At 67.2% G+C, this 24,166-nt stretch carries 25 protein-coding genes; 7 read left to right on the top strand and 18 right to left on the bottom strand.

Features of this window, described 5'->3' with window-relative positions; genetic code table 11:
* The first annotated feature begins 306 nt into the window (after positions 1-306).
* The gene (locus ACUDCK_RS22610; RefSeq protein ID WP_116793392.1) at positions 307-1,362 is read left to right on the top strand and encodes an aldo/keto reductase; all 1,056 of its coding nucleotides are present in this window, start codon (positions 307-309) and stop codon (positions 1,360-1,362) included.
* A 77-nt stretch (positions 1,363-1,439) separates the two neighbouring features.
* Here the strand turns inward: ACUDCK_RS22610 and lnt are convergent, their stop codons facing one another.
* The 5 genes from lnt to miaB all read right to left on the bottom strand — a co-directional run bounded on the left by lnt (position 1,440) and on the right by miaB (position 7,030).
* Complete coding sequence (gene lnt / locus ACUDCK_RS22605; RefSeq protein WP_064522668.1) at positions 1,440-3,071, bottom strand: apolipoprotein N-acyltransferase; 1,632 nt, start codon at positions 3,069-3,071, stop codon at positions 1,440-1,442.
* Positions 3,068-3,958 (bottom strand): HlyC/CorC family transporter, encoded by an 891-nt coding sequence (locus ACUDCK_RS22600; RefSeq protein ID WP_064522666.1) that lies wholly within the window; start codon positions 3,956-3,958, stop codon positions 3,068-3,070. Before ACUDCK_RS22600 ends, lnt begins: the two co-directional genes overlap by 4 nt.
* Positions 3,959-4,111: 153 nt before the next feature.
* Positions 4,112-4,585: an rRNA maturation RNase YbeY gene (ybeY, locus tag ACUDCK_RS22595; protein WP_054500975.1), complete on the bottom strand. Its 474-nt coding sequence runs from the start codon at positions 4,583-4,585 to the stop codon at positions 4,112-4,114.
* The gene (locus ACUDCK_RS22590; protein WP_054500976.1) at positions 4,575-5,600 is read right to left on the bottom strand and encodes a PhoH family protein; all 1,026 of its coding nucleotides are present in this window, start codon (positions 5,598-5,600) and stop codon (positions 4,575-4,577) included. Before ACUDCK_RS22590 ends, ybeY begins: the two co-directional genes overlap by 11 nt.
* Positions 5,597-7,030: a tRNA (N6-isopentenyl adenosine(37)-C2)-methylthiotransferase MiaB gene (miaB, locus tag ACUDCK_RS22585; protein WP_054500977.1), complete on the bottom strand. Its 1,434-nt coding sequence runs from the start codon at positions 7,028-7,030 to the stop codon at positions 5,597-5,599. Before miaB ends, ACUDCK_RS22590 begins: the two co-directional genes overlap by 4 nt.
* A 165-nt stretch (positions 7,031-7,195) precedes the next feature.
* On the opposite strand from miaB, the gene ACUDCK_RS22580 reads away from it, so the two are divergent.
* Positions 7,196-7,957 (top strand): phosphatase PAP2 family protein, encoded by a 762-nt coding sequence (locus ACUDCK_RS22580; RefSeq protein WP_175147124.1) that lies wholly within the window; start codon positions 7,196-7,198, stop codon positions 7,955-7,957.
* 78 nt (positions 7,958-8,035) lie between these two features.
* On the opposite strand, the gene ACUDCK_RS22575 is transcribed toward ACUDCK_RS22580, so the two are convergent.
* The 3 genes from ACUDCK_RS22575 to ACUDCK_RS22565 all read right to left on the bottom strand — a co-directional run bounded on the left by ACUDCK_RS22575 (position 8,036) and on the right by ACUDCK_RS22565 (position 10,453).
* Positions 8,036-8,749, bottom strand: a complete 714-nt coding sequence (locus ACUDCK_RS22575) for an alanyl-tRNA editing protein (RefSeq protein WP_064522925.1) — start codon at positions 8,747-8,749, stop codon at positions 8,036-8,038.
* Between the two features lie 35 nt (positions 8,750-8,784).
* Positions 8,785-9,462, bottom strand: coding sequence for a VOC family protein (locus ACUDCK_RS22570; protein WP_054500979.1), 678 nt, complete (start codon positions 9,460-9,462; stop codon positions 8,785-8,787).
* Between the two features lie 82 nt (positions 9,463-9,544).
* On the bottom strand, positions 9,545-10,453 hold the full coding sequence (locus tag ACUDCK_RS22565; protein WP_175167506.1) for a LysR family transcriptional regulator: 909 nt from the start codon (positions 10,451-10,453) through the stop codon (positions 9,545-9,547).
* Between the two features lie 120 nt (positions 10,454-10,573).
* On the opposite strand from ACUDCK_RS22565, the gene ACUDCK_RS22560 reads away from it, so the two are divergent.
* Complete coding sequence (locus ACUDCK_RS22560) at positions 10,574-11,779, top strand: MFS transporter (RefSeq protein ID WP_156330712.1); 1,206 nt, start codon at positions 10,574-10,576, stop codon at positions 11,777-11,779.
* Here the strand turns inward: ACUDCK_RS22560 and ACUDCK_RS22555 are convergent.
* The 5 genes from ACUDCK_RS22555 to yajC all read right to left on the bottom strand — a co-directional run bounded on the left by ACUDCK_RS22555 (position 11,769) and on the right by yajC (position 15,938).
* Positions 11,769-12,080, bottom strand: coding sequence for a helix-turn-helix domain-containing protein (locus tag ACUDCK_RS22555; protein ID WP_054500981.1), 312 nt, complete (start codon positions 12,078-12,080; stop codon positions 11,769-11,771). The two genes, ACUDCK_RS22560 and ACUDCK_RS22555, sit on opposite strands and share 11 nt — an antisense overlap.
* On the bottom strand, positions 12,077-12,445 hold the full coding sequence (locus ACUDCK_RS22550; RefSeq protein WP_006386650.1) for a type II toxin-antitoxin system RelE/ParE family toxin: 369 nt from the start codon (positions 12,443-12,445) through the stop codon (positions 12,077-12,079). The genes ACUDCK_RS22555 and ACUDCK_RS22550 overlap by 4 nt, the downstream gene beginning before the upstream one ends.
* A gap of 169 nt (positions 12,446-12,614) precedes the next feature.
* The gene (secF, locus tag ACUDCK_RS22545; RefSeq protein ID WP_054500982.1) at positions 12,615-13,550 is read right to left on the bottom strand and encodes a protein translocase subunit SecF; all 936 of its coding nucleotides are present in this window, start codon (positions 13,548-13,550) and stop codon (positions 12,615-12,617) included.
* Between the two features lie 51 nt (positions 13,551-13,601).
* Positions 13,602-15,482, bottom strand: coding sequence for a protein translocase subunit SecD (secD, locus tag ACUDCK_RS22540; RefSeq protein ID WP_054500983.1), 1,881 nt, complete (start codon positions 15,480-15,482; stop codon positions 13,602-13,604).
* A gap of 114 nt (positions 15,483-15,596) precedes the next feature.
* Positions 15,597-15,938 carry a preprotein translocase subunit YajC gene (yajC, locus tag ACUDCK_RS22535; RefSeq protein WP_006390891.1) on the bottom strand — a complete coding sequence of 114 codons (342 nt, stop codon included), beginning with the start codon at positions 15,936-15,938 and terminating at the stop codon, positions 15,597-15,599.
* A 294-nt stretch (positions 15,939-16,232) separates the two neighbouring features.
* Here yajC and ACUDCK_RS22530 point away from each other — a divergent pair, with 294 nt between their 5' ends.
* Both ACUDCK_RS22530 and ACUDCK_RS22525 read left to right on the top strand, forming a co-directional pair.
* Positions 16,233-16,475 (top strand): antitoxin PaaA2 family protein, encoded by a 243-nt coding sequence (locus ACUDCK_RS22530; RefSeq protein WP_244976898.1) that lies wholly within the window; start codon positions 16,233-16,235, stop codon positions 16,473-16,475.
* Positions 16,462-16,695: a type II toxin-antitoxin system RelE/ParE family toxin gene (locus ACUDCK_RS22525; RefSeq protein ID WP_231132849.1), complete on the top strand. Its 234-nt coding sequence runs from the start codon at positions 16,462-16,464 to the stop codon at positions 16,693-16,695. The genes ACUDCK_RS22530 and ACUDCK_RS22525 overlap by 14 nt, the downstream gene beginning before the upstream one ends.
* On the opposite strand, the gene ACUDCK_RS22520 is transcribed toward ACUDCK_RS22525, so the two are convergent.
* The 5 genes from ACUDCK_RS22520 to ACUDCK_RS22500 all read right to left on the bottom strand — a co-directional run bounded on the left by ACUDCK_RS22520 (position 16,654) and on the right by ACUDCK_RS22500 (position 22,498).
* The gene (locus ACUDCK_RS22520) at positions 16,654-17,808 is read right to left on the bottom strand and encodes a hypothetical protein (protein WP_175167507.1); all 1,155 of its coding nucleotides are present in this window, start codon (positions 17,806-17,808) and stop codon (positions 16,654-16,656) included. The two genes, ACUDCK_RS22525 and ACUDCK_RS22520, sit on opposite strands and share 42 nt — an antisense overlap.
* Before the next feature lie 25 nt (positions 17,809-17,833).
* Positions 17,834-19,024, bottom strand: coding sequence for a hypothetical protein (locus ACUDCK_RS22515; RefSeq protein ID WP_244976899.1), 1,191 nt, complete (start codon positions 19,022-19,024; stop codon positions 17,834-17,836).
* Between the two features lie 216 nt (positions 19,025-19,240).
* On the bottom strand, positions 19,241-20,377 hold the full coding sequence (gene tgt, locus ACUDCK_RS22510) for a tRNA guanosine(34) transglycosylase Tgt (RefSeq protein ID WP_175167508.1): 1,137 nt from the start codon (positions 20,375-20,377) through the stop codon (positions 19,241-19,243).
* Complete coding sequence (queA, locus tag ACUDCK_RS22505) at positions 20,374-21,429, bottom strand: tRNA preQ1(34) S-adenosylmethionine ribosyltransferase-isomerase QueA (RefSeq protein ID WP_006386645.1); 1,056 nt, start codon at positions 21,427-21,429, stop codon at positions 20,374-20,376. The genes tgt and queA overlap by 4 nt, the downstream gene beginning before the upstream one ends.
* A 238-nt stretch (positions 21,430-21,667) precedes the next feature.
* Positions 21,668-22,498, bottom strand: coding sequence for an IclR family transcriptional regulator (locus ACUDCK_RS22500; RefSeq protein ID WP_175167509.1), 831 nt, complete (start codon positions 22,496-22,498; stop codon positions 21,668-21,670).
* Positions 22,499-22,618: 120 nt separating this feature from the next.
* On the opposite strand from ACUDCK_RS22500, the gene ACUDCK_RS22495 reads away from it, so the two are divergent.
* Together ACUDCK_RS22495 and ACUDCK_RS22490 are read left to right on the top strand one after the other, a co-directional pair.
* Positions 22,619-23,632: an LLM class flavin-dependent oxidoreductase gene (locus tag ACUDCK_RS22495; RefSeq protein WP_175167510.1), complete on the top strand. Its 1,014-nt coding sequence runs from the start codon at positions 22,619-22,621 to the stop codon at positions 23,630-23,632.
* Positions 23,633-23,655: 23 nt separating this feature from the next.
* Positions 23,656-24,159 (top strand): flavin reductase family protein, encoded by a 504-nt coding sequence (locus tag ACUDCK_RS22490; protein WP_054500989.1) that lies wholly within the window; start codon positions 23,656-23,658, stop codon positions 24,157-24,159.
* The last annotated feature ends 7 nt before the right edge of the window (positions 24,160-24,166 follow it).

The following is a 24,166-nucleotide window of genomic DNA, read 5'->3' as shown; positions in this document are numbered from 1 at the left end:
CTCGTTGCCGGTTTTGTTTAGTGCCGTTGGCGAAGAAACGAGATTATGCACGAACTAATTTCGGCGTGCAAGTCGGTTGGGTGCAAAAAACGAAAAAGTTGCATTGAAGTCGCGTTCAGGGGGACGCATGCGTGGCATGCGGGGGCATACGTTGGCATGCGGCGAGGGGCGTCAGCCGCTTCCGCGACGCCGGGCCCCGGGCGCACAATCCCGGAAAATCAACGGCTTGGACGAGTGCTATCGTGACTGCTGCGGGAACCCGGGTGGAATCCTCCATGATGTTTTGCCGGCAGGAGATTTTTTCGCATGAGCACCACGACTTCTTTTCCCACGCGTCCGCTGGGACGCAGCGACATGTCGATCACGCGCATTGGCGTGGGCGCCTGGGCGATGGGCGGCAACGCCTGGGCCATCGGCTGGGGGCCGCAGGATGACGCCGACTCGATCGCCGCCATCCGCCTCGCGGTCGATCGCGGCATCAACTGGATCGATACCGCCGCCGTCTATGGACTGGGCCATGCCGAGGAGGTGGTGGGCCGCGCGCTGGCGCAGATGAGCCCCGGCGAGCGGCCGTACGTCTTCACCAAGTGCGGCCTGACCTGGTCCCCCGAGCAGCCGCAGGCGACCCCGCGGCGCACCGGCGCGCCGGCCAGCATCCGCCGCGAAATCGAGGGGTCGCTGCGCCGGCTGCGCGTCGAGCGCATCGACCTGTACCAGATGCACTGGCCGGCCGGCGACGGCACGCCGCTGGAGGTCTATTGGCAGGAATTGCTGGACCTCAGGCGGGAGGGCAAGGTGCGCGCCGTCGGCCTGTCCAACCATAACCTGGCGCAGTTGCAGGACGCCGAGGCGCTGGGGCACGTGGAGTCGCTGCAGCCGCCGTTCTCGGCGATCCAGCGCGGCGCCGGCGCCGACCTGATTCCGTGGTGCGCGCAGAACGGCACCGGCGTCATTGTCTACAGCCCCATGCAGTCGGGCCTGTTGAGCGGCGGCTTTTCGGCCGAGCGGGCGCGGACCCTGCGCGCGGACGACTGGCGCTCGCGCAATGCCGAATTCCAGCCGCCCAACCTGGCGCGCAACCTGGCGCTGGCCGAAGCGCTCAAGCCCATCGCCGAGCGCCACGGCACCACCCAGGCCGCGGTCGCCATCGCCTGGACGCTGGCATGGCCGGGGGTCACCGGCGCCATCGTCGGCATGCGCAACGCGGCCCAGGTCGACGGCGTGCTGGGCGCGGCGGAACTGGAACTGGATAGCGATGATCTGGCGCGCATCGCGGATGCGATCGAGCTGACGGGCGCGGGAATGGGGCCGCTGCGGCCGGCCGACGACAGCGGCGCGCTGCCTGTCGACTTGTTGCGCTAGGGACGCGCCGGGAAAGGGGCGCCGGCAGAGGCCCGGGGTGGGGAGCCGGGCCAGGCCGAGGCCGACCCGTTCCGGGTTCAGGGACGGCGCGCGCGGCTGACGCCGAAGGCGGCAATCAGCGCCAGGCCGATCAGCGCCAGCGCCGACTTGTCGCCGAAGCGGGCATAAGGCGTCAGGCCGGCCATGCCCTGCACCGAGACCGGCAGCACGCCCGGCTGCAGCGGCGCCAGTTGGGCGGCAACGTTGCCCTTGGCGTCGATGGCCGCCGTGATGCCGGTGTTGGTGGCGGTCAGCATCGGCCGCGCGGTCTCGATTGTGCGCAGGCGCCCGATCTGCAGATGCTGGCGCAACGCCCAGGTATCGCCGAACCAGCCCAGGTTGCTGACGTTCACCAGAATGGTGGCGCCCGGTTCGCCATCGGGGCCGGGCTGCAGCGCGGGCAGCAGGTCGGGACCGAACAGGTCTTCATAGCAGATGTTGAAGGCGATGTGCTGGCCGCCCACGGCGAATGGCGTCTGGCGCTCGCCGCCACGGTCGAAATCGCCCAGCGGGATGTTCAGCATGTCGACGAACCAGTGGAAGCCCGGCGGCACGTATTCACCCCAGGGCACCAGGTGGCGCTTGTCGTAGCGCATCGCGGTGCTGCCGCCCGTCAGTTGTTCCAGCGGCGTCCGGCCATCGAAGCCCATGACGCTGTTGGTGTAGCGGTCGCGGCCATTGCGCACGTCGTGGATCGGCACCCCCATGGCGATCACGGCATTCTGCCGCGCCGCCACCTGGCGCCAGACGTCCCAGACGCGCGGATCGAGCTGGTCCTGGAAGATCGGCAGCACCGTTTCCGGCAGGATCACCATCTGCGGCGGCGGCACCCCCGGCGCCGGCGGCATCGCCGCCAGTTCCAGGTGGCGGCGCAGGCTCTGGTCGAGCAGCGCCGGATCGAATTTCTGCGACTGCTCGATGTTGCCCTGGACCAGACGCACGTTCAGTGGTTCGCCGCTGGGCGCGGACCAGTCGATGCGGGACAGCGGCCAGCCGGCGGCGGCCAATGCCAGCGCCACCCCGGCGGCCAGCGCGTGGCGGCCGTCGCGCGGCTGCTTCTGCAGGCCCGCGGGACGCCACAGGCTGGCGAGGGCGGCGGCGGCGAAGGCCGACAGCAGGGCCATGCCGTGCACGCCCAGCAGCGGGGCCCAGCCAGCGATGGGGCTGTCGACCTGTGCGTAGCCGATGTTGAGCCACGGAAAGCCGGTCAGCAGCACCGCGCGGACCCATTCGAAGCCGGCCCACAGCGCGCCCCAGGCCAGCGTGCCGGACAGCACCCGTCCCGGCGTCGAGTCGGCCGCCAGCGGGACATAGCGCCGCGCCAGCGCGCCGGCGGTGGCCGGGAACAGCGCCAGGAAGGCCGCCAGCGCCAGCACCGCGGCCACCGCCAGCGGCGCGGCCAGGTCGCCGTAGCGGTGCAGGCTGATGAAGATCCAGTACAGCCCCAGCGCGTAAGTGGCGAAGCTGAACAGCCAGCCGCGCAGCCAGGCCTGGCGCGCCGAGGGCGCGTACAGCGTGACGCGGGCGGCCACCGCCAGCGCCAGGATCTGGGTGACGGCCAGCGCCCAGTCCGGCAGCGGACCGGGCGCGAAGGTCAGGGCGTGGACGGCGCCGGCCAGCGTCAGGCCGGCCGCGCCCAACAGGAACGGACCGCGGGGGGCGCGACTCATGCGTCGGAGTCGGGCTGGACGCCGCGGGAGGGCGCCACGCGCTTGACGCGCAGCCAGATGGCGCGACGCGCGTCGCCGCGCGCCACTTCGAGCTTCAATCCGTCGAACTCGGCGACGTCGCCGCGGCGCGGGATGCGTCCCAACTGCCCGCCCATCCAGCCGCCGACGCTGTCGTACTCGTCGTCGGGCAACAGGCAGCCGAACACGTCGTTGAAGTGCGAGATGTCGGTGGCAGCCAGCACGCGCCACTGGTTCTCGCCCTCGGGGAAGATCGAGTCTTCCTCGGTTTCGTCGAATTCGTCCTCGATGTCGCCGACGATCTGCTCCAGCACGTCTTCCATCGTCACCAGGCCGGAGATGCCGCCGTGCTCGTCGATGACGATGGCCTGGTGGTTGCGGCTGGCGCGGAACTCGTGCAGCAGCACGTTCAGGCGCTTGGATTCGGGGATGAACACGGCCGGGCGAACCAGCGTGCGCACCTCGATGCCGGGTTCCAGCATGCAGCGCAGCAGGTCCTTGGCGAGCAGGATGCCGATGATGTTGTCGCGGTCGCCTTCGTACACCGGGAACCGCGAGTGAGCGGTTTCGATCACGTTGGCCACCAGGTAGGGAATGGGCTGCGTGACGTCGAGCAGGTCCATGCGCGAGCGCGGCACCATGATGTCGCCGACGGTGCCTTCGGACACGGCCAGCGCGCCCTTGATCATCTTGTAGGACTCCGCGTCCAGCAGGTCGCGGTCATGCGCGGCTTCCAGGATGGCCTTGATGCCTTCGCGGTCCTCGGGCTCGCGGCGCACGAGGGAAAGCAGGCGGTCTAGAAGGGATTTGGTGGCGGGTTTGGATGAGCGAGCGGGCGTCGCTTCGGGAGCAGGGTAGGGGTCAGACATCGTCCGGGAGGACAAGTTAGGGAGGAGTCAGCATAACCGAATCTGGCGCGCAATTTGTAACGCGGCCCGCGAAAATGGGGCCAACCGACGCGATCTGCGCCTTGCAGGCCGCCATTTCGCGTCGATTGCTCAGGGTTGACCCGAGGGGCGGAATCAGCGCTCCTGGTAGGGGTCGGCGATGCCCATGCGGGCCAGCGTGGCGGTTTCCAGCGCTTCCATGCGGCGGGCGTCGCGCGCCTTGATGTGGTCGTAGCCGAGCGAATGCAGCACGCCGTGAAGCGTCAGGTGGGCGGCATGGTCCAGCAGCGCCTTGCGCTGTTCGCGCGCCTCGCGCACCAGCACCGGCACGCACATCACGATGTCGCCGCGCGCCACGCCCAGCGGATCCACGCCGTATTCGAACGTCAGCACGTTGGTGGCGTAGTCGCGCTGGCGGAAATCGCGGTTCAGGCGGCGCCCCTCGGCCGCGCCCACCAGGCGCAGGCTGAGCTCGGCGGCGCTGAAGTCCACCAGGCCATCCTCGGCCGCGGCGGCCAGCGCCCGCTCGGCCCAGCGGCGCAGGCGCCAGCGCGGCAGGCGGGGCTCGTCGACCCCGTACTGGACGGAAAGGGACAGGTCAGGCGTCATTTTCCGCCGCTCGGTCGTAGGCATCGACGATGCGCGCCACCAGGGGATGGCGCACCACGTCGCGGCTGGTGAAGCGGGTGGTGGCGATGCCCTGCACGTCGTGCAGCACCTTGACGGCGTGCGCCAGGCCGCTTTCCTGGCCGCGCGGCAGGTCCACCTGCGACGGGTCGCCGGTGATGACGGCCTTGCTGCCGAAGCCGATGCGCGTCAGGAACATCTTCATCTGTTCGGGCGTGGTGTTCTGCGCCTCGTCCAGGATGACGAAGGCGTGGTTCAGCGTGCGGCCGCGCATGTAGGCCAGCGGCGCGATCTCGATGGTCTGTTTCTCGAACAGGCGCTGCACTTTCTCGAAGCCCATCAGGTCGTACAGGGCGTCGTACAGCGGGCGCAGGTAGGGGTCGACCTTCTGCGCCAGATCGCCGGGCAGGAAGCCCAGCCGTTCGCCGGCTTCGACCGCCGGGCGCGTCAGCACCAGGCGCTGCACCGTGTCGCGCTCCATCGCGTCGATGGCGCAGGCCACCGCCAGCCAGGTCTTGCCGGTGCCGGCCGGACCCACGCCGAAGGTGATGTCGTGCTTGAGGATGTTGTTCAGGTAGTCGCGCTGGCGCGGGGTGCGCGGACGCAGGTCGCTGCGCTTGGTGCGCAGGGCGATGGCGTCGCTGTCATCGTCCAGCGCGGGCAGCGGGTCGGCCTCGCGGGCCGGCGCGTCCTGCAGTTTCTCTTCCTGGCGGCCGACGCCGATCTCGACCAGCCCGAGCTGGATGTCGTCGACCGACAGCGCGCGATGCACGGCCTGCTCATGGAAACGGCGCAGCACGCGGCCGGCCAGTTCGGCCTTGTCGCCTTCGATGGTGACGCGGCTGCCGCGGCGCGAGAGCTTCACGCCCATGCCGTCGGCGAGCTGGCGCAGGTTCTCGTCCAGCGGGCCGCACAGGTTGGCCAGGTGGGTGTTGTCGCCGTCCAGGATGACGACGGCGGGCAGGCTGCGGCGGGCGCGGGGGCGGGAAGTGGTCATTCGGCCTCTTGGGAGTCGCGGTCGACGTCGGCCACCCGGGCGCGCAGCGAATTGGTGTGCGCCTCGGTGATGATGACGTCGACCATCTGTCCGATGAGCCGCGCGGGCGCGGCGAAGTTGACAATGCGGTTGTTCTCGGTGCGGCCCATCAGCTCGTTCGGGTCGCGCCGCGACGGGCCTTCCACCAGCAGGCGCTGGCGGGTGCCGATCATGTTGCGGGCGATGGCGGCGGCCTGCTCGTTGATCAGCGCCTGCAGGCGCTGCAGGCGGCGCAGCTTGACGTCCTGCGGCGTGTCGTCGTGCAGGTCGGCGGCCGGCGTGCCGGGGCGGCGCGAGTAGACGAACGAGAACGAGGTGTCGAAACCGACGTCCTCGATCAGCTTCATGGTCTTTTCGAAGTCTTCCTCGGTCTCGCCGGGGAAGCCGACGATGAAGTCCGACGACAGCGTCAGGTCGGGACGCGCGGCGCGCAGGCGGCGCACGACCGACTTGAATTCCAGCGTGGTGTAGCCGCGCTTCATGGCCGCCAGCACGCGGTCGCTGCCGGCCTGCACCGGCAGGTGCAGGAACGACACCAGCTTGGGCAGGCGGGCGTAGGCGTCCACCATGCGCTGGGTCATTTCCTTGGGGTGCGAGGTGGTGTAGCGGATGCGCTCGATGCCGGGAATCTCGTGCACGTATTCCAGCAGCATGGCGAAATCGGCGATCTCGTCGCTGTCGCTCATGCGGCCGCGGTAGGCGTTGACGTTCTGGCCCAGCAGGGTGACTTCCTTGACGCCCTGGTCGGCCAGGTCGGCCACTTCGACCAGCACGTCGTCGAACGGCCGCGAGACTTCCTCGCCGCGCGTGTAGGGCACGACACAGAAGCTGCAGTACTTGCTACAGCCTTCCATGATCGAGACGAAGGCGGTGGCGCCGTCGACGCGCGGCGGCGGCATGTTGTCGAACTTCTCGATCTCGGGGAAGCTGATGTCAACCTGCGAGCGGCCTTCGGCGCGGCGGCGCTGGATCAGGTCGGGCAGGCGGTGCAGGGTCTGCGGGCCGAACACCACGTCCACATAGGGCGCGCGCTTGACGATGGCCTCGCCTTCCTGGCTGGCGACACAGCCGCCCACGCCGATCACCAGGTTCGGGTTGGTCTTTTTCAGGTGCTGCACGCGGCCCAGGTCGGAAAAGACCTTTTCCTGGGCCTTTTCGCGCACCGAACAGGTGTTGAACAGGATGACGTCGGCTTCTTCCGGATTGTCGGTCAGTTCCAGCCCCTGGTCGCCGCGCAGCACGTCGGCCATCTTGTCCGAGTCGTACTCGTTCATCTGGCAGCCGAAGGTGCGGATGTAAAGCTTGCGGGGAGCGCCGGTGGCGGGGGCGGGCGGGACGGCGGCGGCGCCGTCTTGCGCGTGAGGCACGCGCTTGAGGGAAGTTTCTTGCATGTCGGTCGCCGTGACGGGTGTAGATCCCGGGGGCAGTGGAGAGGGGAAAAGCGGAATTTTACCCCTTGCTGCAAATTTCCTTCATGCAGACGAAATGCAGGGTTACGATAGCTGGCCCTCGCAGATTCCCTTTCCGAGAACAATTATCTTTACGCGACCGGTCCGATGACGACGAATCCCTCCCTTCCGCCGGCCGCCACGCTCGCGCCCGGCGCCGCAGCCGCCGCGACGGACGAGTTCCGCAATCCGCTGTCGACCTCCGCCTGGCTGCTGGCCGGTCTCGGGGTGGCGCTGGTGGCCGCGGTCTGCGCCCTGTGGGTCGACCTGCCGCTGGCGATCTGGATCCGGCAATCGGTCAGCGACGGGGTCAATACCTCGTTCGAGTGGATCGGCGAAATGGGCGAAAGCGGCCGCTACATCGGCGTGGCGCTGGCGTTCTACATCGTCGGCCTGGTCGGCCTGGCGCGCGGCTGGCGCAATCCGGTGCGCATGAGCTACGCCAGCATGGCGCGCGGCAGCCTGCTGATGCTGTCGACCATGGCGGTCGGCGGGCTGGTGGTGCTGGTGCTCAAGCGCTTGGTGGCGCGCGCCCGTCCCGAGCTGTTCTTCGAGAAGGGCATCTACGGGCTGGGCGAGTCGTTCTCGCGCGCCAACCAGTTCAATTCCTTTCCTTCCAGCCACACCTACGCCGCCTTCGCGGTGGCGGTGACGCTCGGCATCCTGGCGCCGCGCTGGCGCTGGGCCTTCCTGTCGCTGGCCGCACTGGTCGCCGCCAGCCGCCTGGTCAACCTGGATCACTACCTGTCCGACGTGCTGACCGCCGCCGCGATTGCCATCGCCGTGGGTCACCTGCTGGCGCCGCGGGTGCTCTGTAGCAAGTACCAGTGGCCGCTGCGCGCGCCGTGGCGCTGGTGGAAGAAGGGCTGAGCGCGCCGCGAGGCGCCGCCGACGGACTTCAATGAAAATGGCCGCCATGCAGGCGGCCATTTTCATTGGCGGCAAGGTTCAGGCGAACGCCACCACCACGCGGCGGTTGGTGCGGCTTTTCTTTTCGATCTTGGTGACCGTGACGGGGCCGATCTCGCCGGTGTTGGCCACGTGCGTGCCGCCACAGGGCTGGCGGTCCACGCCGGGGATCTCGATGATGCGGATGCGCGCCGCGCCGCCGGGCGGGGCGGCGCCGACCGTGCGCACCAGATCGGGCTGCGCCGCAAGTTCCTCGGGCGTGATGGTGTTGACGGTGACGTCGGTGCGGGCCTGGATCAGCGTGTTCAGGCGCTCGGTCAGGTCGGCCTTGTCGAGCGTCGACTCGGGCAGGTCGAAGTCGATGCGGGCCGAGTCGGGCGAAATGCTGCAGCCGGTGACGGGCGCCGGCACCAGCGAACCGAGCAGGTGCAGACAGGTGTGCAGGCGCATCAGCCGGTGGCGGCGCGGCCAGTCGATGCGCACGGTGACGCGGTCGCCGACCTGCGGCGCCGCGGCGCCCTCGGCCAGCACGTGCAGGATGCGGCGGCGGTCTTCAGCGTAGACGGTGTCGGCCACCGGCAGCGCGCGGCCATCGGCCAGCGTCAGCGTGCCGCTGTCGCCGGCCTGCCCGCCGCTGCGGGCGTAGCAGAGGGTCTGGTCCAGTTCGACGCCGTCGGCGCCGACGGCGATGACGGTGGCCTCGCACTGCTGCTCGTAGGGCGCGTCGTCGAAGCGCTTGAGGGTGACGCTCATGGGGATGTCTCCGTTGTCTTTCCGTGTGGTGTGGGTCAGACCAGGATCCGGATGCCCCGGTCGGTCTCGATGGCGGCCTGCAGGCGTGGCGGGCCGTCGGCCTGCTCGATGGCGATGAGCGCGTCCGCGCCCAGCCAGGCCAGCCCCTGGCGCAGCAGCGCCGCGCGCGGGTGGGTGCCGGCCAGCGCCACGAGGGTCAGCGGCTGGCGCGGCAGGCTGACGCCGGGATAGGCGTCCACATCCCACTGGATCAGGGTCGGCAGCAGGCCGTCGCCGGCCGTTGCGCCCGCTTCGCGCCAGGCCGGCAGGCTGCCGTCGTCGGGCACCGTAAGGCGCCAGCGCAGGTCGCCGCGGGTCATGGGGATGGCGGGCGCGATGCGATCGGGGTGCCGAGCCTGCCATGCGCTCAGGTCAGCGGGCGCCTCGACTCGCGCCGCCCAGTGCGCCAGGAACGGCCCTTCGGCCAGGCGCGCCCGCATGGCCGGCTGGTCCAGCCCGAACCAGCGCGGCCGCTGCGGCGCGGGCGCGTCCGGGTCGATGGCGATCACTTCCAGGTACACGCCGCCCGCCATGCCCAGCACGCGGTTGTGGGTGCCCATGCGGGGATGCGCGCCGCCGCCCGTGGGCGCGATGCCCAGCAGGTCGGCCACGTGGCGCGTGCCGCTGTCCAGGTCGGCGGCGGCGACGACGAGATGATCGAGAGCCAGTTTCATGAGGCCTATGGTAGTGAATACGGCGGCGGCTGTACCCGTACACCGGACGCCAGGACGGGCTATACAGTCGTGGCCGACGGGATCAGGCGATCCGCAGTTCCTCGGTCAGCATGGCGAGCACCGCGTCCACCTTGGGCAGCAATTGCTTGCCGACCGGCCACAGCAGGTGCAGCGGCAGGCCGTCGGTGGCCAGCGCCGGCAGGACCGGTGCCAGTTCACCGCGCGTAATTGCTTCGTCCACCAGCCAGGTGGCCAACTGTGCGATGCCGCAGCCCGCCTTGACGGCCGCGACCTGCGCGTCGCCGCTGCCGGCGATGATACGGCCAGTCATCGCGCGCCGCTCGATCTGGCCGTCGGCGTGAGCGATCAGCCATGGACTGACGCTGCCATCGGCCTTGCCGTAGAGGACGGCATCATGCCGCGCCAAATCGTCCGCCGAGGCGGGCGCGCCCCGGCGGGCCAGGTAGGCGGGCGACGCGCAGAAGAGCAGGCGTTCGCGGCCCAGATGGCGACATCCGATCGAGGCGGGCCAGTGATCCGGGCCGCCAATGCGCACTGCTACATCGATGCCTTCGTCGAGCAGATCGACGAACCGGTCGGTGAACGACACATGCGGCCGCAGACGGGGATGGCGTTCGGCAAAGCGCAGCAGCGGCGGCCAGACCCGCAGGCGGCCAAAGGTGGCCGGCGCGTCCACGCGCAGTCGGCCCACGGGTTCGTTCTGCTGCACCGCCAGCACGGTTTCCGCTTCCTCCAGGTCGGTCAGCACCTGCGCGCACGTGCGGTAGAAGGCCGTGCCCGCCTCGGTCAGCGCCAGGCGGCGCGTGGTGCGCTCGAACAACCGGATGCCGAGCCGGGCTTCGAGACGCGCCACGCTCTTGCCGACCGCGGAGCTTGTCAGGTGGAGGCGTTCGGCGGCCGCGGTGAAGCTGCCCGCGCTGGCGGTCATTACAAACGCTTCGATGCCTTTGAGCCGTTCGGAGGGCGTCATACGGGCCTCTATTGATGAACTAAATTCCAATATACTCAGAAAATATATCCGAGATAGGAAATTTAGTCTTCAATAGACTTGTGCGTTCCATTCATTCCCCTGGAGCGCTTTCGCATGTCCATGCTCGTTGCGCCCCGCGCCGCCGTTCTGGCGGGCCGGGGCGGCCTGTCCATCGCGATTCTTGCGGTGGCGGCCTTTGTCATTGTCACCACCGAGTACCTGATCGTCGGCCTGTTGCCAGCGCTGGCGCGTGACCTCGGCATTTCGATTTCCGCCGCGGGCCAGCTGGTGACCCTGTTCGCCTTCACCGTGATGCTGTTCGGGCCGGTGCTGACCGTGCTGCTGTCGCACGTCGAACGCAAGCGGCTGTTCGTCGTCATTCTGTTGATTTTCGCGGTGTCCAACGCCCTGGCTGCCATGGCGCCGAACCTGTGGGTGCTGGCCGTTGCTCGCTTCATTCCTGCGCTGGCGTTGCCGGTATTCTGGGGCACGGCCAGCGAGACGGCGGGGCAACTGGTCGAACCGCAACGTGCCGGACGCGCGGTATCGCAGGTCTACCTGGGCATCTCCGCCGCGTTGCTGTTCGGCATCCCGCTGGGCACGCTGGTGTCGGAGGCCATCGGCTGGCGTGGCGCGCTGTGGGGGCTGGCAGGGTTGTCGCTGTTGATGGCGCTGGCCCTGACGCGCTGCATGCCGGCCATGGCGCGGCCGCCCCGCCTGCGGATCGGAGAGCAGGCCCGTATTCTCAGGAACCCGGAGTTCATCGCGCAAGTGCTGCTGTCGGTGCTGGTGTTCACCGCCATGTTCACGGCTTACACCTATCTGGCCGACACACTGGAACGCGTTGCCGCGGTGGCGCCGGCGCGGGTCGGTTGGTGGCTGATGGGGTTCGGCGCCATCGGCCTGGTTGGCAACTGGTTCGGCGGCCGTCTGGTCGACCGCAACCCGCTGGGGGCCACCGCGTTCTTCTCGCTGCTTCTGGCGCTGGGCATGGCCGCCAGCGTGCCGCTGGCGGGCGCGGCGATGCCACTGGGGCTGGCCCTGGCAGTGTGGGGCATCGCCTATACCGCGCTGTTTCCCGTCTGCCAGGTGCGGGTGATGCACTCGGCGTCGCAGGCACAGGCGCTGGCCGGCACCTTGAACGTCTCCGCCGCCAACGCCGGCACGGGCCTTGGGGCGATTCTCGGCGGTTTGGCGATTTCGCTGTGGGGACTGGAAAGTGTCGGCTACGTGGCCGCGGGCATCGCGTCGGCGGCGGTGTTGGTGGCGATGAGCATGCGAAGCATGGGTACGAGATACCGAACGTCGACAAGGCCTAGAGGTTGACGCTGATTCCTGTCGTGTCGGATTGCCTTGCCTTGCGTACCCGTATCTCCACGTGCTGGTCCAGCGCGACCAGGGCTCGCATCAGCCGCTCCAGCGAGATGTTCTGTAATTGATAGCGGCGAATCTGGGAGACCTTGGGCTGGGTCATGCCGGTCAGGGCGGCAACCTGGGCCTGGGTGAGCTGGCGCTGGTCGATCAGATCGTTGAGCTTGATGGCGAGCTGCGCCTGGGTGGTCAGATCGGCGGCGTCGTCAAAGCCGAGGTCATGCAGAACATTCAGGGTGCCGGTAGTACGCGTCATGGTTGTCTCTTGTGGGGCCCATAGCGGGCCTGAACCTGTTTGAGCCGCCGGGTGATCAGGGCAATGTCGGGCCGCGGCGTGGAAACGCCCGATTTGGACTTCTTCTGGAATGCATGCAGTACATGCACGCCGTTGCCGATGCGTATCAGGTAGACGGCGCGGAACGTATCGCCCCGATGATCGTCGACCAGTTCAAACACGCCCGGCCCCAGTCCGTGCCATGGTTTGGACGCGGCCGGTCGCCGGCCCGACTGCACGATGAACAGACTCATCCCCAAGTGTTTCTGAACGGCCAGCGGGAAGGTCTGGAAGTCTTTTTTCGAGGAACCTTCCCAATACAGGGGACGAGGGAGTTCGATAAACATGAATATACCTGTTCGGATATAACTGTCAACCTCCGTGGCGACGGCTTTGGCAAAGGTATCCGCATGTAGGACGGGCGGCTATTCGTAGTGACCGAGGGCCCTGCGCCAGGCTCGTCCGCCCATAAAAAAACCCGCCACATCGGGCGGGTCTTGCGGGGCGGGAAACGGCTCAGGCGACTTCGCCTTCCTCGCCTTCCTTCTTGACCGGCTTGACCAGGTCTTCGCGCTTGACGCCCATCCACATGGCCAGCGCGGCGGCGACGAACACCGACGAGTAGATGCCGAACCAGATGCCGATAGTCAGGGCCATGGCGAAGTAGTGCAGGGTGGGGCCGCCGAAGAACAGCATCGCCAGCACCATCATCTGGGTCGAACCGTGGGTGATGATGGTGCGCGAGATGGTTTGCGTGATGGCGCTGTTGATGACTTCCTGCACGTCCGCCTTGCGGTACTTGCGGAAGTTCTCGCGGATCCGGTCCATGATGACCACGGATTCGTTCACCGAGTAGCCCAGCACCGCCAGCACGCCCGCCAGCACCGACAGCGAGAACTCCCATTGGAAGAAAGCGAAGAAGCCCAGGATGATGACCACGTCGTGCAGGTTGGCGATCACGCCGGCCACCGCGAACTTCCATTCGAAGCGGAAGCCCAGGTAGACCATGATGCCGATGACCACCACCAGCAGGGCCATCAGGCCGTTGTGCAGCAGTTCCTGGCCGACCTGCGGGCCGACGAACTCGACGCGGCGCAGCTCCACGCCCTGGTCGGCGGCCTTGAGCGCGGCCATGACGGTTTCGCTCTGGGTGGCCGACGTCTGGCCTTCCTGCAGGGGCAGGCGGATCATGACGTCGTGCGAGGTGCCGAAGTTCTGCACCTGGAAGTCGGTGTAGCCCAGCTTCGAGACCACGCCGCGCACGTTTTCAAGCTGCGCCGTCTGGGCGTAGTTGACTTCCATGACCGTGCCGCCGGTGAATTCGATCGACAGGTGGAAGCCGCGCGTAATGATGAAGAAGACCGCCGCCACGAAGGTGACGAGGCTGATGATGTTCAGCACCAGCGCGTGGCGCATGAACGGGATGGTGCGGTGAATCCGGAAAAATTCCATGTTTTGCCCTGGCTATTCGGCGGCGGGCGGCGTGGCCGCCCGCGCGCATGTTCAGTTGGTCTTCGGCTTCCAGACTTCGCCGATGGAGATCGACGTGAGCTTCTTCTTGCGGCCGTACCAGAGGTTGGCCAGCGCGCGCACGCCCACGACGGACGAGAACATCGAGGTCAGGATGCCCAGGCAATGGACCACCGCGAAGCCGCGGATCGGGCCGGAACCGAAGGCCAGCAGGGCCAGGCCGACAATCAGCGTGGTGAGGTTGGAGTCAAGGATCGTGCCCCAGGCGCGCTCGAAGCCATGGTGGATGGCCTGTTGCGGCGTTGCCCCGTTGCGCAATTCTTCCCGTATCCGCTCGTTGATCAGCACGTTCGAGTCGATCGCCATGCCCAGTGTCAGCGCGATGGCGGCGATGCCCGGCAGCGTCAGCGTGGCCTGCAGCATCGACAGCAGGGCCAGCAGCAGCAGCACGTTCAGGGTCAGGCCGACGGTCGAGAACACGCCGAACAGGTGGTAGTAGATGATGATGAAGACGGCGATCGCCAGGAAACCGTACAGCGTCGAATGGAAGCCCTTCGAGATGTTGTCGGCGCCCAGGCTCGGGCCGATGGTGCGTTCCTCGATGATCGACATCGGCGCGGCCAGCGCGCCGGCGCGCAGCAGCAGGGCGGTGTCGGCGGCTTCCTCGGAGCTCATGCTGCCCGAGATCTGCACCTGGCCGCCGGCGATTTCGGTACGGATGACGGGGGCCGTGACCACTTCGCCCTTGCCGTTCTCGAACAGCAGGATGGCCATGCGCTTGCCGATGTTGTCGCGGGTGACGTCGCGGAAAATGCGCGCGCCCTTGGAGTCCAGCGTCAGGTGCACGGCGGCCTGCTGGGTCTGCGAATCGCGGCCGGGCTGGGCGTCCTGCAGGTTCTCACCGGTCAGGACCACCTGGCGGCGCACCAGGATCGGGCGGCCGTCGCGGTCGGAGTAGCGCTCCAGGCCGAACGGCACCGAACCGCCCAGCAGCGCGGCCTGCGCGGCGGGCGAGTCGTCGACCATGCGGATTTCGAGCGTGGCGGTGCGGCCCAGCAGTTCCTTGGCCTTGGCCACGTCCTGCACGCCGGGCAGCTGCACCACGATGCGGTCCGAACCCTGCTGCTGGATGACCGGTTCGGCCACGCCCAGTTCGTTGATCCGGTTGTGCAGCGTGTTGATGTTCTGTTTGAGGGCCGAGTCCTGCACGCGGGTGACGGCGGCCGGGTTCAGCGCGCCCAGCAGCAGCAGCTTGCCGTTCTCTTCGCTTTCGGTGAATTCCAGGTCGGGCAGGCGGCTGCGCAGCGTCGAGATGGCGCGGTCGCGGTCCTGCGCGTTGGCGAAGCTTGCGGCCACGCTCATGCCGGAGCGCTCGACGCCGGCCACGTTGACCTTCTGGTCGCGCAGCACCGAGCGCACGTCGGCGGCCAGCGAGTCGTAGCGGGCGGTCAGCGCGCCCTGCATGTCCACTTGCAGCAGGAAGTGCACGCCGCCGCGCAGGTCCAGGCCCAGGTACATGGGCTTGGGGGCGAACCAGCCCATGGCGCGCATCCAGCTCGGCGAGGCCGGCAGCAGGTTCAGCGCCACGGTGTAGTGCGGGTCGCCCTGGACGGTGTTGAGGGATTTGTCGATCAGATCGCGCGCCTGCAGTTGCAGGTCGGTCGACGTGAAGCGGGCGCGCACGGTGCCGAGCGTGCCGTTCTGTTCGTAGTAGACCCCGTCGTTGGGGATCTTGGCGTCGGCCAGTACCTGCTCGACCCGGTCACGCATGGCCGGATCCACCTTGATGGTGGCCTTGGCGCTGGAAACCTGGACGGCGGGCGACTCGCCGTAGAAATTGGGAAGCGTATACAGCAGGCCGATAAGGACCGCAATCAGGACCGTAATGTACTTCCAGAGGGGATAGCGGTTCATTGCCGGCTACGTCATGTAAGAGTGGAGAAAAGGCCGCCCGGGCGGCTGGCGCGGCGGGCGGCGGGGCGGCTGCCGTCGGGCCCGGGGCCCGGCGGCGGAGCTCCTATGGGACGCTTACAGGGCCTTGATGGTTCCCTTGGGCAGAACGGTCGACACCGACGACTTCTGCATGATGATCTCGACCGGCTTGTCGGCCAGTTCCGAGACTTCGACGGTGACGTAGCTGTCGTTCACCTTGGTGACCTTGCCCAGCATGCCGCCGGCGGTCACGACTTCGTCGCCCTTGGCCAGGGCGGCGATGAGGTTGCGGTGTTCCTTCTGGCGCTTCATCTGGGGACGGATCATCAGGAAATAGAGGATCACGAACATCAGGATGATGGGCAGCATGCCCATCAGCGCATTGCCTTCGGGAGCGGCCTGGGCCACGACGAGGCTGGCGGTATCGATAGCGGACATGTAATTCTCCTGCGTTTGGTCTGTTTGGGTTTGTTTGTATCGTGCTGTCGACGATCTTGTTCTGCGCCCATCCCCGCGCGAGCCATGGATAGGGCAAGCCGACTATTGTAGCGAGGTTTAAGGGCCCCCACGCCGCGCGCACTTCGTGCGCTAGCTGCCCCCCGAGGGGGCTGCCCCGCCTTGGGGCGGCCCGGCGGCGGGGCGGCCGTTCTGGCGTAGAGTTCGTCCTGTGCGCAGTGATGAGGGCGGAAACGCGAAACAAAAGTCCTTGTTCGGGTTCTCCCTGTATGGTGGATGCAAAATGCGCGGTTCGAATTCGGCCTGACGATTTCCGACGCCGTGCGCATCCTGCTCACGCGGGTGGTCAAGGAGGGCGGCCTGCCCGCCGGGTTGACCACCGATGCCCCGGCGCACGACGCGTGGTTCCGCGCCAAAGTCCAGGAAGCCCTGGCCGACACCGGGCCGGCCGTTCCGCACCGGCAGGTCATGGACGAGGCCCAGGCGCTGATCGACAGGAAGCGCCGTGCCCGCAGTTGAGTGGTCGTCTGTCGCCAGGGCCGATCTGTTGGCCATAGTCGACTACATCTCGGATGACAATCCAGACGCTGCCCAGCGTCTGAAAGACGATATTGAAACGAAGGCGGCGCAACTGCCAGCCTGTCCCGCGCTGTCGTGCCCGTGCACGCTGGATATCTTGATCGCTAGGAGTTGTGCGTCAGAGAAGGCTATCGCAAAAATAGCTCATATATTTATCTAAGTCCGCCCTGTCACAATCGAACGAATCCCATTTTGGGTTGATCCACTCGTCCGCAGAATTCCCTTCGACCACGATAGACGGCGATGGCAATCCCATTAAGTCGCCTGGGCCTTCGGGTTCCACTACCTCGGCGAAATAGCGGGGAGTGGAGGCGTCTCCCGATGGTTCCATCGCCTTTGTCGGAAAATCAGGGCCATCCACCAGCCCGAAATCCCCGGGAAATATTGGCCATTCGTCTCCGAGCCACGGCGCGATGCTAGCAGCCGAAGCGGGGGGCATCTTTTCCGTAAACTCGGGCGGCGGTAGAGCGCCAGCAGGCCAGGGGGGAATCGTAACTGGCGCGGATGCTCCAACTTGCACGAACACTGAACCATCGTCGAGGGTTGTAGTTATCGTTTCGCTTCCGGCAATAACCGCGCCGTCATGCAGAGAAGTGATGCTGTGGATCGCTGAATAGGCATCCTTGTAGTAAGTCACGGACACGCCCTGCCGGTTGGTTCCGGCGATGGTCAAAGTAAACAGCACATACGACACGCACTCGTCATTCCCCTCACGATCAAGGCCCATCACGTTCCCGTGATAACTTGAACCACTCATGGTCGTTCCGAACTGATCTGTGTAGATAAGCCCGTCGATACCGCCAAATCCCATTTCGATGGATGCCATCAGGTCGCCGAATACACTCTTCACGAATTGGTAGCCGAGGGCGGGAAGATCGAAATTCCAGATTTTCTCGGCAAAGGCGAAGGCCATCAGTTTGCTATAGGTCTGCTCAACTTCCGGCAGGCTTTGCTGATCCAGTTGAGAGAGCCTCGCCATCAGGGCTGCGTCGGCCTTGAGCTTTTGCATGGCTTCGTCCGGCTGACCTTTGGCATCAAAATAGGCCAGATCGTGGTCCTTGCACATCGCATCCAGGGGACTTTCCTGCGTGGTTCCATCGACTCCCGGGCGTTTGAACACCGCTCCTCGAACAAGCTCGTCCCGACTCAGTTCTCCACCGCGCTGCCCCGCGGACCAATCGGGCCCGCACCAATTGCCATATATGGGAACAAGACTGGCCAGTTCATCCCAATGGGGGTTGAGGAGCCTGATATCGCCATATTCGGAAGCCATCTTCGTTCACGCTAATCGTCAAGCACTACGGTTTCACTTGGTTATTGCCCAGTCTGGATGAATCTGTCACAGGGATGATCTCTGCATCTGCCCACGAAGGCAGTTGGATCGCAGACCACGTGGTAGTGCCGATATCCAGCATGGCCATTCCTCCAAGCCTGTTGCCCCGAGTGGAGGGCTGATCCATGTAGATCGTCGCGATATAGCCGCCGCCTGGCGCACATAGCAATTCGCGAGTCTCAAATATCGACCCCGAATTCGCAGGCATTAACTGCCACCCTTGCCGCACGCCTTGCGAGGACAGGCGGATCACACTCAAGCCATGGCGACGCGTTTGTCCCTGGAGGCAAAGATGGCCAGTTCGGTCCTGGGACGGCAGTTCAGCATGCGAGATTCCATCAAAGGCACATGGGACTGGCACCTTGTCGTCTCCACGTCTCATTCGATAAATCTCGCTACCCCCATAGCGATCGTGGTAATCGGCGAAGAGCCCAGACGGGCCGTAGGATTGGAGGAGAATTTCGTCGCCCGAAACGTACTGCGCCTGCCCCCCTTCGACAAACTTGAACAAACCCGAGAAAGGCCGTTCCGTGCCGCTTGAAAGGTCAAATTCCCAGAGATCGAACTCTAGGAGCCGCACACGCCGACCGGGTGGCACCAAGCGCGCACTGCGCCAGAATGCGATTCTCGTCTCGTCCAGAGACATGAAAGGGGATAATTTGTTTCCTTGCGCCGCCGGAATGATCGTCAGCACACCGCCTTCGCTGGGCATCAGCGCAATCTCAGATTCATTCAGCGAACGGCGCTCCTCGTCTTCGGAGTCACCCGGAATCTTCCGACGTGACATTACGATGTAGCGCCCTTGAGGCGAATAGTGTGCGTACGTGTAGCGAAAGCCTTCAGGCAATCCGTAACGATACAAGCGGCCGGTCGTCAACTGATAGCGCATCACGTCACAACGCTGATGAATCCGCTCAACGCACTCGACGAACAACCAGTCGCTGCCATTCGGATGAATGCTCAGCGAACGGATTTCACGGCCGCCATTGGGGGGCGAGAAGAGGGTCTGCGTGGTGGGTGTTGCTACCTCGGCCGTGGACTTCGCTTTCACATCGCGAGTCGGGGGCGGTGGTGTGAGAAGAGACCACCACAATGGCAAGACGCAAGCCGCCGTCAACATCGCGGCGAAAACCCACCCTCGATTTCGTTTGGTCATTGCGTCCGCATGCTTTAGAAGCCCGCAGGACTAGCGGGACAATGCCCAATACCGTATATCGATGGTCAAGGTGACAAAAGCGCCAATGCGGCTAAAGCGGACAAACCCCCATCAAGTCGCCGTCATCGATGCCTGCCCGCTACCTATGTGACGCGGTACTGCTTGCGCACGGCAACGCTGCTTTGAGACGAAACGCATACCCGCCCCGCCCCCGCGCTACTCCACCCCGCGCGCCCGGTCGGCCGCGAACTGCGCGCGCCAGGCGTCGAAGCGGCCCTCGGCGATGGCCTCCCGCATTTCCTTCATGATGGTCAGGTAAAAATGCAGGTTGTGCAGCGTGTTCAGGCGCGCGCCGGTGATCTCGTTGGCGCGCTGCAGGTGATGCAGGTAGGCGCGCGAGAAGTTGGCGCAGGTGTGGCAGGCGCAGCTCGGGTCCAGCGGGCGGGTGTCGTCGCGGTACTTGGCGTTGCGGATCTTGACGTCGCCGAAGCGGGTGAACAGCCAGCCGTTGCGGGCGTTGCGGGTCGGCATGACGCAGTCGAACATGTCGACGCCGCGGCTCACGCCCTCGACCAGGTCTTCGGGCGTGCCCACGCCCATCAGGTAGCGCGGCGCCTGGGCCGGCAGCTTGGGCGTCACGTGCGCCAGGATGCGCATCATGTCTTCCTTGGGCTCGCCCACCGACAGGCCGCCGATGGCGTAGCCGTGGAAACCGATGTCCTGCAGGCCGGCCAGGGACTCGTCGCGCAGCGATTCGTACATGCCGCCCTGCACGATGCCGAACAGCGCGTTGGGGTTCTGCAGCCGGTCGAATTCCTCGCGCGAGCGGCGCGCCCAGCGCAGCGACATGCGCATCGAGCGGGCCGCTTCCTCGACGGTCGCGGGGCGGCCGTCGATCTCGTAGGGCGTGCACTCGTCGAACACCATGACGATGTCCGAGTTCAGCGAGCGCTGGATGCGCATCGATTCCTCGGGCGTCAGGAACAGGCGGGCGCCGTCGATGGGCGAGGCGAACTTCACGCCTTCCTCGGTGATCTTGCGCATGCCCTGCAGGCTGAACACCTGGAAACCGCCCGAGTCGGTCAGGATCGGCTTGTCCCACTGCATGAAGCCGTGCAGGCCGCCATGCTTTTCCATGATCTCCGTGCCCGGGCGCAGCCACAGGTGGAAGGTGTTGCCCAGCACGATCTGCGAACCGATCTCCTTGAGCTCGTGCGGCATCATGGCCTTGACGCTGCCGTAGGTGCCCACGGGCATGAAGATGGGCGTCTCCACCACGCCGTGGTTGAGCGTGATGCGGCCGCGGCGGGCGCCGCCGTCGGTGGCGAGCAGTTCGAAATTCAGTCCGGTCATGGGGCGGGGGATTCGATGAACATGGCGTCGCCGTAGCTGAAAAAGCGGTAGCGCTGGGCGACGGCGTGGGCGTAGGCGCGGCGGATCGGCTCGACGCCGGCCAGCGCCGAGACCAGCATCAGCAGGGTCGACTGGGGCAGGTGGAAGTTGGTGACCAGCGCGTCGATGACACGGTACTGGTAGCCGGGGGTGATGAACAGGCGCGTGTCGCCTTGGGCGGCGGCCAGCGGCAGGCCGGGGGCGGTGCGGCCCTCGGTCTGGGCGGCGGCCGATTCCAGGGCGCGCACGCTGGTGGTGCCGACCGCGATCACGCGGCCGCCGCGGGCGCGCGTTGCGGCGATGGCGTCCACCGTGGCCTGCGGCACGGTGAACCATTCGGCGTGCATGACGTGGTCGGCCAGGTTGTCCACGCGCACCGGCTGGAAGGTGCCGGCGCCCACGTGCAGCGTGACGAAGGCGCGTTCCACGCCCAGCGCCGCCAGGCGGTCCAGGGTGGGCTGGTCGAAGTGCAGGCCGGCGGTCGGCGCCGCCACGGCGCCCGGCTCGCGGGCGTAGACGGTCTGGTAGCGGTCGTCGTCGCCGGCGTCGGCGGCGTGCGTGATGTAGGGCGGCAGCGGCGTCGCGCCGTGCGCGTCCAGCAACTCCAGCACCGGCCCGGGGAAGCGGATGTCGAACAGCTCGCCCTCGCGGCCCAGCACCGTGGCGTCGAAGGCGTCGGCCAGCCGCAGCACCATGCCGGCGCCGGGCGACTTGCTGGCGCGCACGTGCGCCAGGGCGCGGTCAGTGTCGGTGATGCGCTCGACCAGCACCTCGACCTTGCCGCCGGTGATCTTGTGGCCGGCCAGGCGCGCCTTGATGACGCGGGTGTCGTTGAACACCAGCAGGTCGCCGGGGCGCAGCAGTTTTTCCAGGTCGGCGAACTGGCGGTCATGCAGTTGGCTGGCGCCATCCAGGTGCAGCAGGCGGCTGCCCGTGCGCTGGGCGGCGGGCGTCTGCGCGATGAGCTCGGGAGGCAGCTCGTAGTCGAAATCGGAAACGGTAAGGGCTTGCACGCGGGTATCGGTATCAGGGGCGGGCGCGGCCTGGGCCGGCCGCCGGGCCGCCGGATGGGGCGGCGGCAAAAAAGCGAGCCGGACCTGTCGGCTCGGCTCTGGGCAACTGTCTATTGTAAAGGGGCTGGCGAAAAGGGCGGGGCGGCCGGCGATGGTGGCGTCCGCGCCAGCGAGGACGGCAGGACGGGGACGAGCGATTTCCAGGGGAAGGTGCGCCCCCGGGGGCCGGCGCGGCGCCTTAGCGCCCGCCGCGCCAGCCGAGCCGGCGCGAGCAATCGGCCGCGGCCGCCATCAGGGCCCGCAGCGGCGCGCCGTCCGGCGCCAGGTCGAAGCCGCCGTGCAGTCCCAGCCCGGTGATGGCGCCGGCCAACTGGCCTTGAGCGTCCAGCACCGGCAGCGCGGCCGAGTCGATGCCGTGCAGCAGGTGGCCGCTGACGCTGGCGTAGCCGCGCTGGCGCGTGGCCTGCCAGCGCGCCCGCAGCGCGGCGGCGGGATCGGCCGGATCGAGCGGCAGGCCGGCGGCGGGATCGTCCAGCAACGCCGCGGCGTCGCCGCCCTGGCGCCGCGCCGTGTCCCATTCGGCCAGCGCGCGCGGCAGCGCCAGCGCCTCCGGCAGCCAGGCCGCGAAGACGCGCCCGGTGGCGCTGTTGAGCAGCGGCAGCACCGAACCCACGCGCACGTTGACCGTGACCGGCAGCCGCGCGTCGCGCCACTGCACGATGGTGGGGCCATGCTGGCCCCAGACCGAGATGAAGACGGTCTGGCCGATGGCCGCGCTCAGGTCTTCCAGGCAGCCGGCCGCCAGCTTGACGAAATCCACTTCCGCCAGCGCCGCCAGTCCGGTGTGCAGGGCCTGCGGTCCGAGCCGGTAGCGGGCGCTGGCCGGATCCTGTTCGACGTAGCCGCGCCGTTCCAGCGACACCAGGTAGCGGTGCGCCTTGGCGCGCGGCATGTCCAGGCTGCGGCCCAGTTCCGACACCGACACGGCGCCGCCCAGCTCGGCCAGGCGGGTCAGGACGTCCAGGGCGATTTCGGCGGACTGGATCCCGGTGCTGCTTTCTGTTGACATCAGTTCGTCTCTTATTAGAATACGTGTATCACTAAAAAATACATCAGCGTGCCGTGGCAGACAAACATCCGGGCTGGATGACCGGCCCGGGGCGCGGACGGACAAAGACGGAGACAAGCAATGAAGATGTCCATCTTCTCGGTGCAGGACCACTACCCCGACCAGCCCCGCAGCCTGGGCCAGCTCTACGGCCAGGTGCTGGAGCAGGCGCGCCGCGCCGAACAACTGGGCTACGACACCTTCTGGGTGGCCGAGCACCACTTCCATGAATACGGCGCGGTGCCGAATCCGGCGGTGTTTCTGGCGGCGCTGTCGCAGCAGACGACGCGGCTGCGGCTGGGCACCGCGATCTCCATCCTTACCTTCCACAACCCGCTGACGGTGGCGGAAAACTATGCCCTGGTGGACCAGCTTTCGCAAGGCAGGCTGTCGCTGGGCGTGGGGTCGGGCTACCTGAAGCACGAGTTCGAGGGCTACGACGTCGATCCGGCCACCAAGCGCGAGCGCTTCGACCAGAACCTGATGCTGGTCGAGCGCCTGCTGGCCGGCGAGCGCGTCAGCCACGAAGGCAAGTTCAACCGCATCCACGCGGTGCGCCTGAACGTGCAGCCGGTGCAGCAGCCGGTGCCGGTGTACGTGGCGATCCTGCGCCGCGAGGCCGCCTACCACGTCGGCCGCCAGGGCCGCCGCATGCTGTTCGTGCCCTACGCGGCGGTGGACAACTTCGAAGAGATCGGCCTGATGATGCAGGACTACCGCCGCGGCCTGGCCGAGGCCGGCATCGAGGATGCCACCGGCATGGCTGCGGTGGCGCTGCACACCCACGTGGCCGCGACCGACGACGAGGCCCGCGAGCGCGCCGCCCGCGCCTTCGACCTGTATGTGGACACGCGGCTGTATGCGCGCAAGCAGGTGTACGACGACATCATCGCCAGCGGCCTGTCGCTGTTCGGCTCGGCCCGCACCGTGGCCGACAAGCTCGCGCGGCTGGCCGACATGGGCCTGGACCACGTCATGAGCCTGCACAACTTCGGCCTGATGCCGCAGGACCGGGTGCTGGAATCGATGCAGCGGCTGATGGCCGAGGCCCTGCCGCTGTCGGGCGTGCGCCCGGCCAGCACGGTGCCCGCCTGAGCGGCGGCCGCGGGGAAGCCTCCATGCCTGCCAGTGACGATCTCAGCCCACTTCGTCTGCGCCGGGCGCTGGGGCGCTACGCCACCGGCGTCACGGTGGTGACCGCCGCCGGCGCCGACGGGCCGATCGGCCTCACGGTCAACTCCTTCGCGCCCGTCTCGCTGGAGCCGCCGCTGGTGCTGTGGAGCCTGCGCCGCGCCAGCCTCCACTATGCCGACTTCACCACCCGCGGCGGCTTCGCCATCCATGTGCTGGGGGCGCCGCAGCGCGACCTGGCGCGGGTGTTCTCGCAGCCGGTGGCCGACCGCTACGCCGGACTGGACTGGTACGCCACCGAGGACGGCATTCCCGTGTTCGACGAGTGCGCCGCCCGCTTCGAGTGCGCCACCCGCCAGGTGCTGGAGGTGGGCGACCATGCCCTGCTGATCGGCGAGGTGCGCCGCCTGCACACCCCGGACGACCCTGGCGGCGCCCTGGTTTTCCATGATGGGTCATTCCTGTCGCACCTGGGGGATCCCGTCGTATAACGCTTTC

This window comes from Achromobacter sp. CF-sbj1-Ac2-l (assembly GCF_052698165.1).
The sequence above is the reverse complement of the archived record's forward strand: the minus strand, read 5'-3'. Positions and strand labels throughout refer to the sequence as shown.

What these genes read in the sequence shown, in the direction of transcription:
- ACUDCK_RS22550 (WP_006386650.1), bottom strand. Translation starts at nt 12,445, where the DNA reads ATGTTTATCGAACTCCCTCGTCCCCTGTATTGGGAAGGTTCCTCGAAA.
- miaB (WP_054500977.1), bottom strand. Translation starts at nt 7,030, where the DNA reads ATGCAAGAAACTTCCCTCAAGCGCGTGCCTCACGCGCAAGACGGCGCC.
- ACUDCK_RS22495 (WP_175167510.1), top strand. Translation starts at nt 22,619, where the DNA reads ATGAAGATGTCCATCTTCTCGGTGCAGGACCACTACCCCGACCAGCCC.
- ACUDCK_RS22610 (WP_116793392.1), top strand. Translation starts at nt 307, where the DNA reads ATGAGCACCACGACTTCTTTTCCCACGCGTCCGCTGGGACGCAGCGAC.
- lnt (WP_064522668.1), bottom strand. Translation starts at nt 3,071, where the DNA reads ATGAGTCGCGCCCCCCGCGGTCCGTTCCTGTTGGGCGCGGCCGGCCTG.
- ACUDCK_RS22520 (WP_175167507.1), bottom strand. Translation starts at nt 17,808, where the DNA reads ATGGCTTCCGAATATGGCGATATCAGGCTCCTCAACCCCCATTGGGAT.
- ACUDCK_RS22570 (WP_054500979.1), bottom strand. Translation starts at nt 9,462, where the DNA reads ATGAAACTGGCTCTCGATCATCTCGTCGTCGCCGCCGCCGACCTGGAC.
- ACUDCK_RS22515 (WP_244976899.1), bottom strand. Translation starts at nt 19,024, where the DNA reads ATGACCAAACGAAATCGAGGGTGGGTTTTCGCCGCGATGTTGACGGCG.
- ACUDCK_RS22565 (WP_175167506.1), bottom strand. Translation starts at nt 10,453, where the DNA reads ATGACGCCCTCCGAACGGCTCAAAGGCATCGAAGCGTTTGTAATGACC.
- ACUDCK_RS22590 (WP_054500976.1), bottom strand. Translation starts at nt 5,600, where the DNA reads ATGACCACTTCCCGCCCCCGCGCCCGCCGCAGCCTGCCCGCCGTCGTC.
- yajC (WP_006390891.1), bottom strand. Translation starts at nt 15,938, where the DNA reads ATGTCCGCTATCGATACCGCCAGCCTCGTCGTGGCCCAGGCCGCTCCC.
- tgt (WP_175167508.1), bottom strand. Translation starts at nt 20,377, where the DNA reads ATGACCGGACTGAATTTCGAACTGCTCGCCACCGACGGCGGCGCCCGC.
- secF (WP_054500982.1), bottom strand. Translation starts at nt 13,550, where the DNA reads ATGGAATTTTTCCGGATTCACCGCACCATCCCGTTCATGCGCCACGCG.
- ACUDCK_RS22580 (WP_175147124.1), top strand. Translation starts at nt 7,196, where the DNA reads ATGACGACGAATCCCTCCCTTCCGCCGGCCGCCACGCTCGCGCCCGGC.
- ACUDCK_RS22490 (WP_054500989.1), top strand. Translation starts at nt 23,656, where the DNA reads ATGCCTGCCAGTGACGATCTCAGCCCACTTCGTCTGCGCCGGGCGCTG.
- ACUDCK_RS22600 (WP_064522666.1), bottom strand. Translation starts at nt 3,958, where the DNA reads ATGTCTGACCCCTACCCTGCTCCCGAAGCGACGCCCGCTCGCTCATCC.
- ACUDCK_RS22560 (WP_156330712.1), top strand. Translation starts at nt 10,574, where the DNA reads ATGCTCGTTGCGCCCCGCGCCGCCGTTCTGGCGGGCCGGGGCGGCCTG.
- secD (WP_054500983.1), bottom strand. Translation starts at nt 15,482, where the DNA reads ATGAACCGCTATCCCCTCTGGAAGTACATTACGGTCCTGATTGCGGTC.
- ACUDCK_RS22575 (WP_064522925.1), bottom strand. Translation starts at nt 8,749, where the DNA reads ATGAGCGTCACCCTCAAGCGCTTCGACGACGCGCCCTACGAGCAGCAG.
- ACUDCK_RS22555 (WP_054500981.1), bottom strand. Translation starts at nt 12,080, where the DNA reads ATGACGCGTACTACCGGCACCCTGAATGTTCTGCATGACCTCGGCTTT.
- ACUDCK_RS22500 (WP_175167509.1), bottom strand. Translation starts at nt 22,498, where the DNA reads ATGTCAACAGAAAGCAGCACCGGGATCCAGTCCGCCGAAATCGCCCTG.
- ybeY (WP_054500975.1), bottom strand. Translation starts at nt 4,585, where the DNA reads ATGACGCCTGACCTGTCCCTTTCCGTCCAGTACGGGGTCGACGAGCCC.
- ACUDCK_RS22530 (WP_244976898.1), top strand. Translation starts at nt 16,233, where the DNA reads ATGCAAAATGCGCGGTTCGAATTCGGCCTGACGATTTCCGACGCCGTG.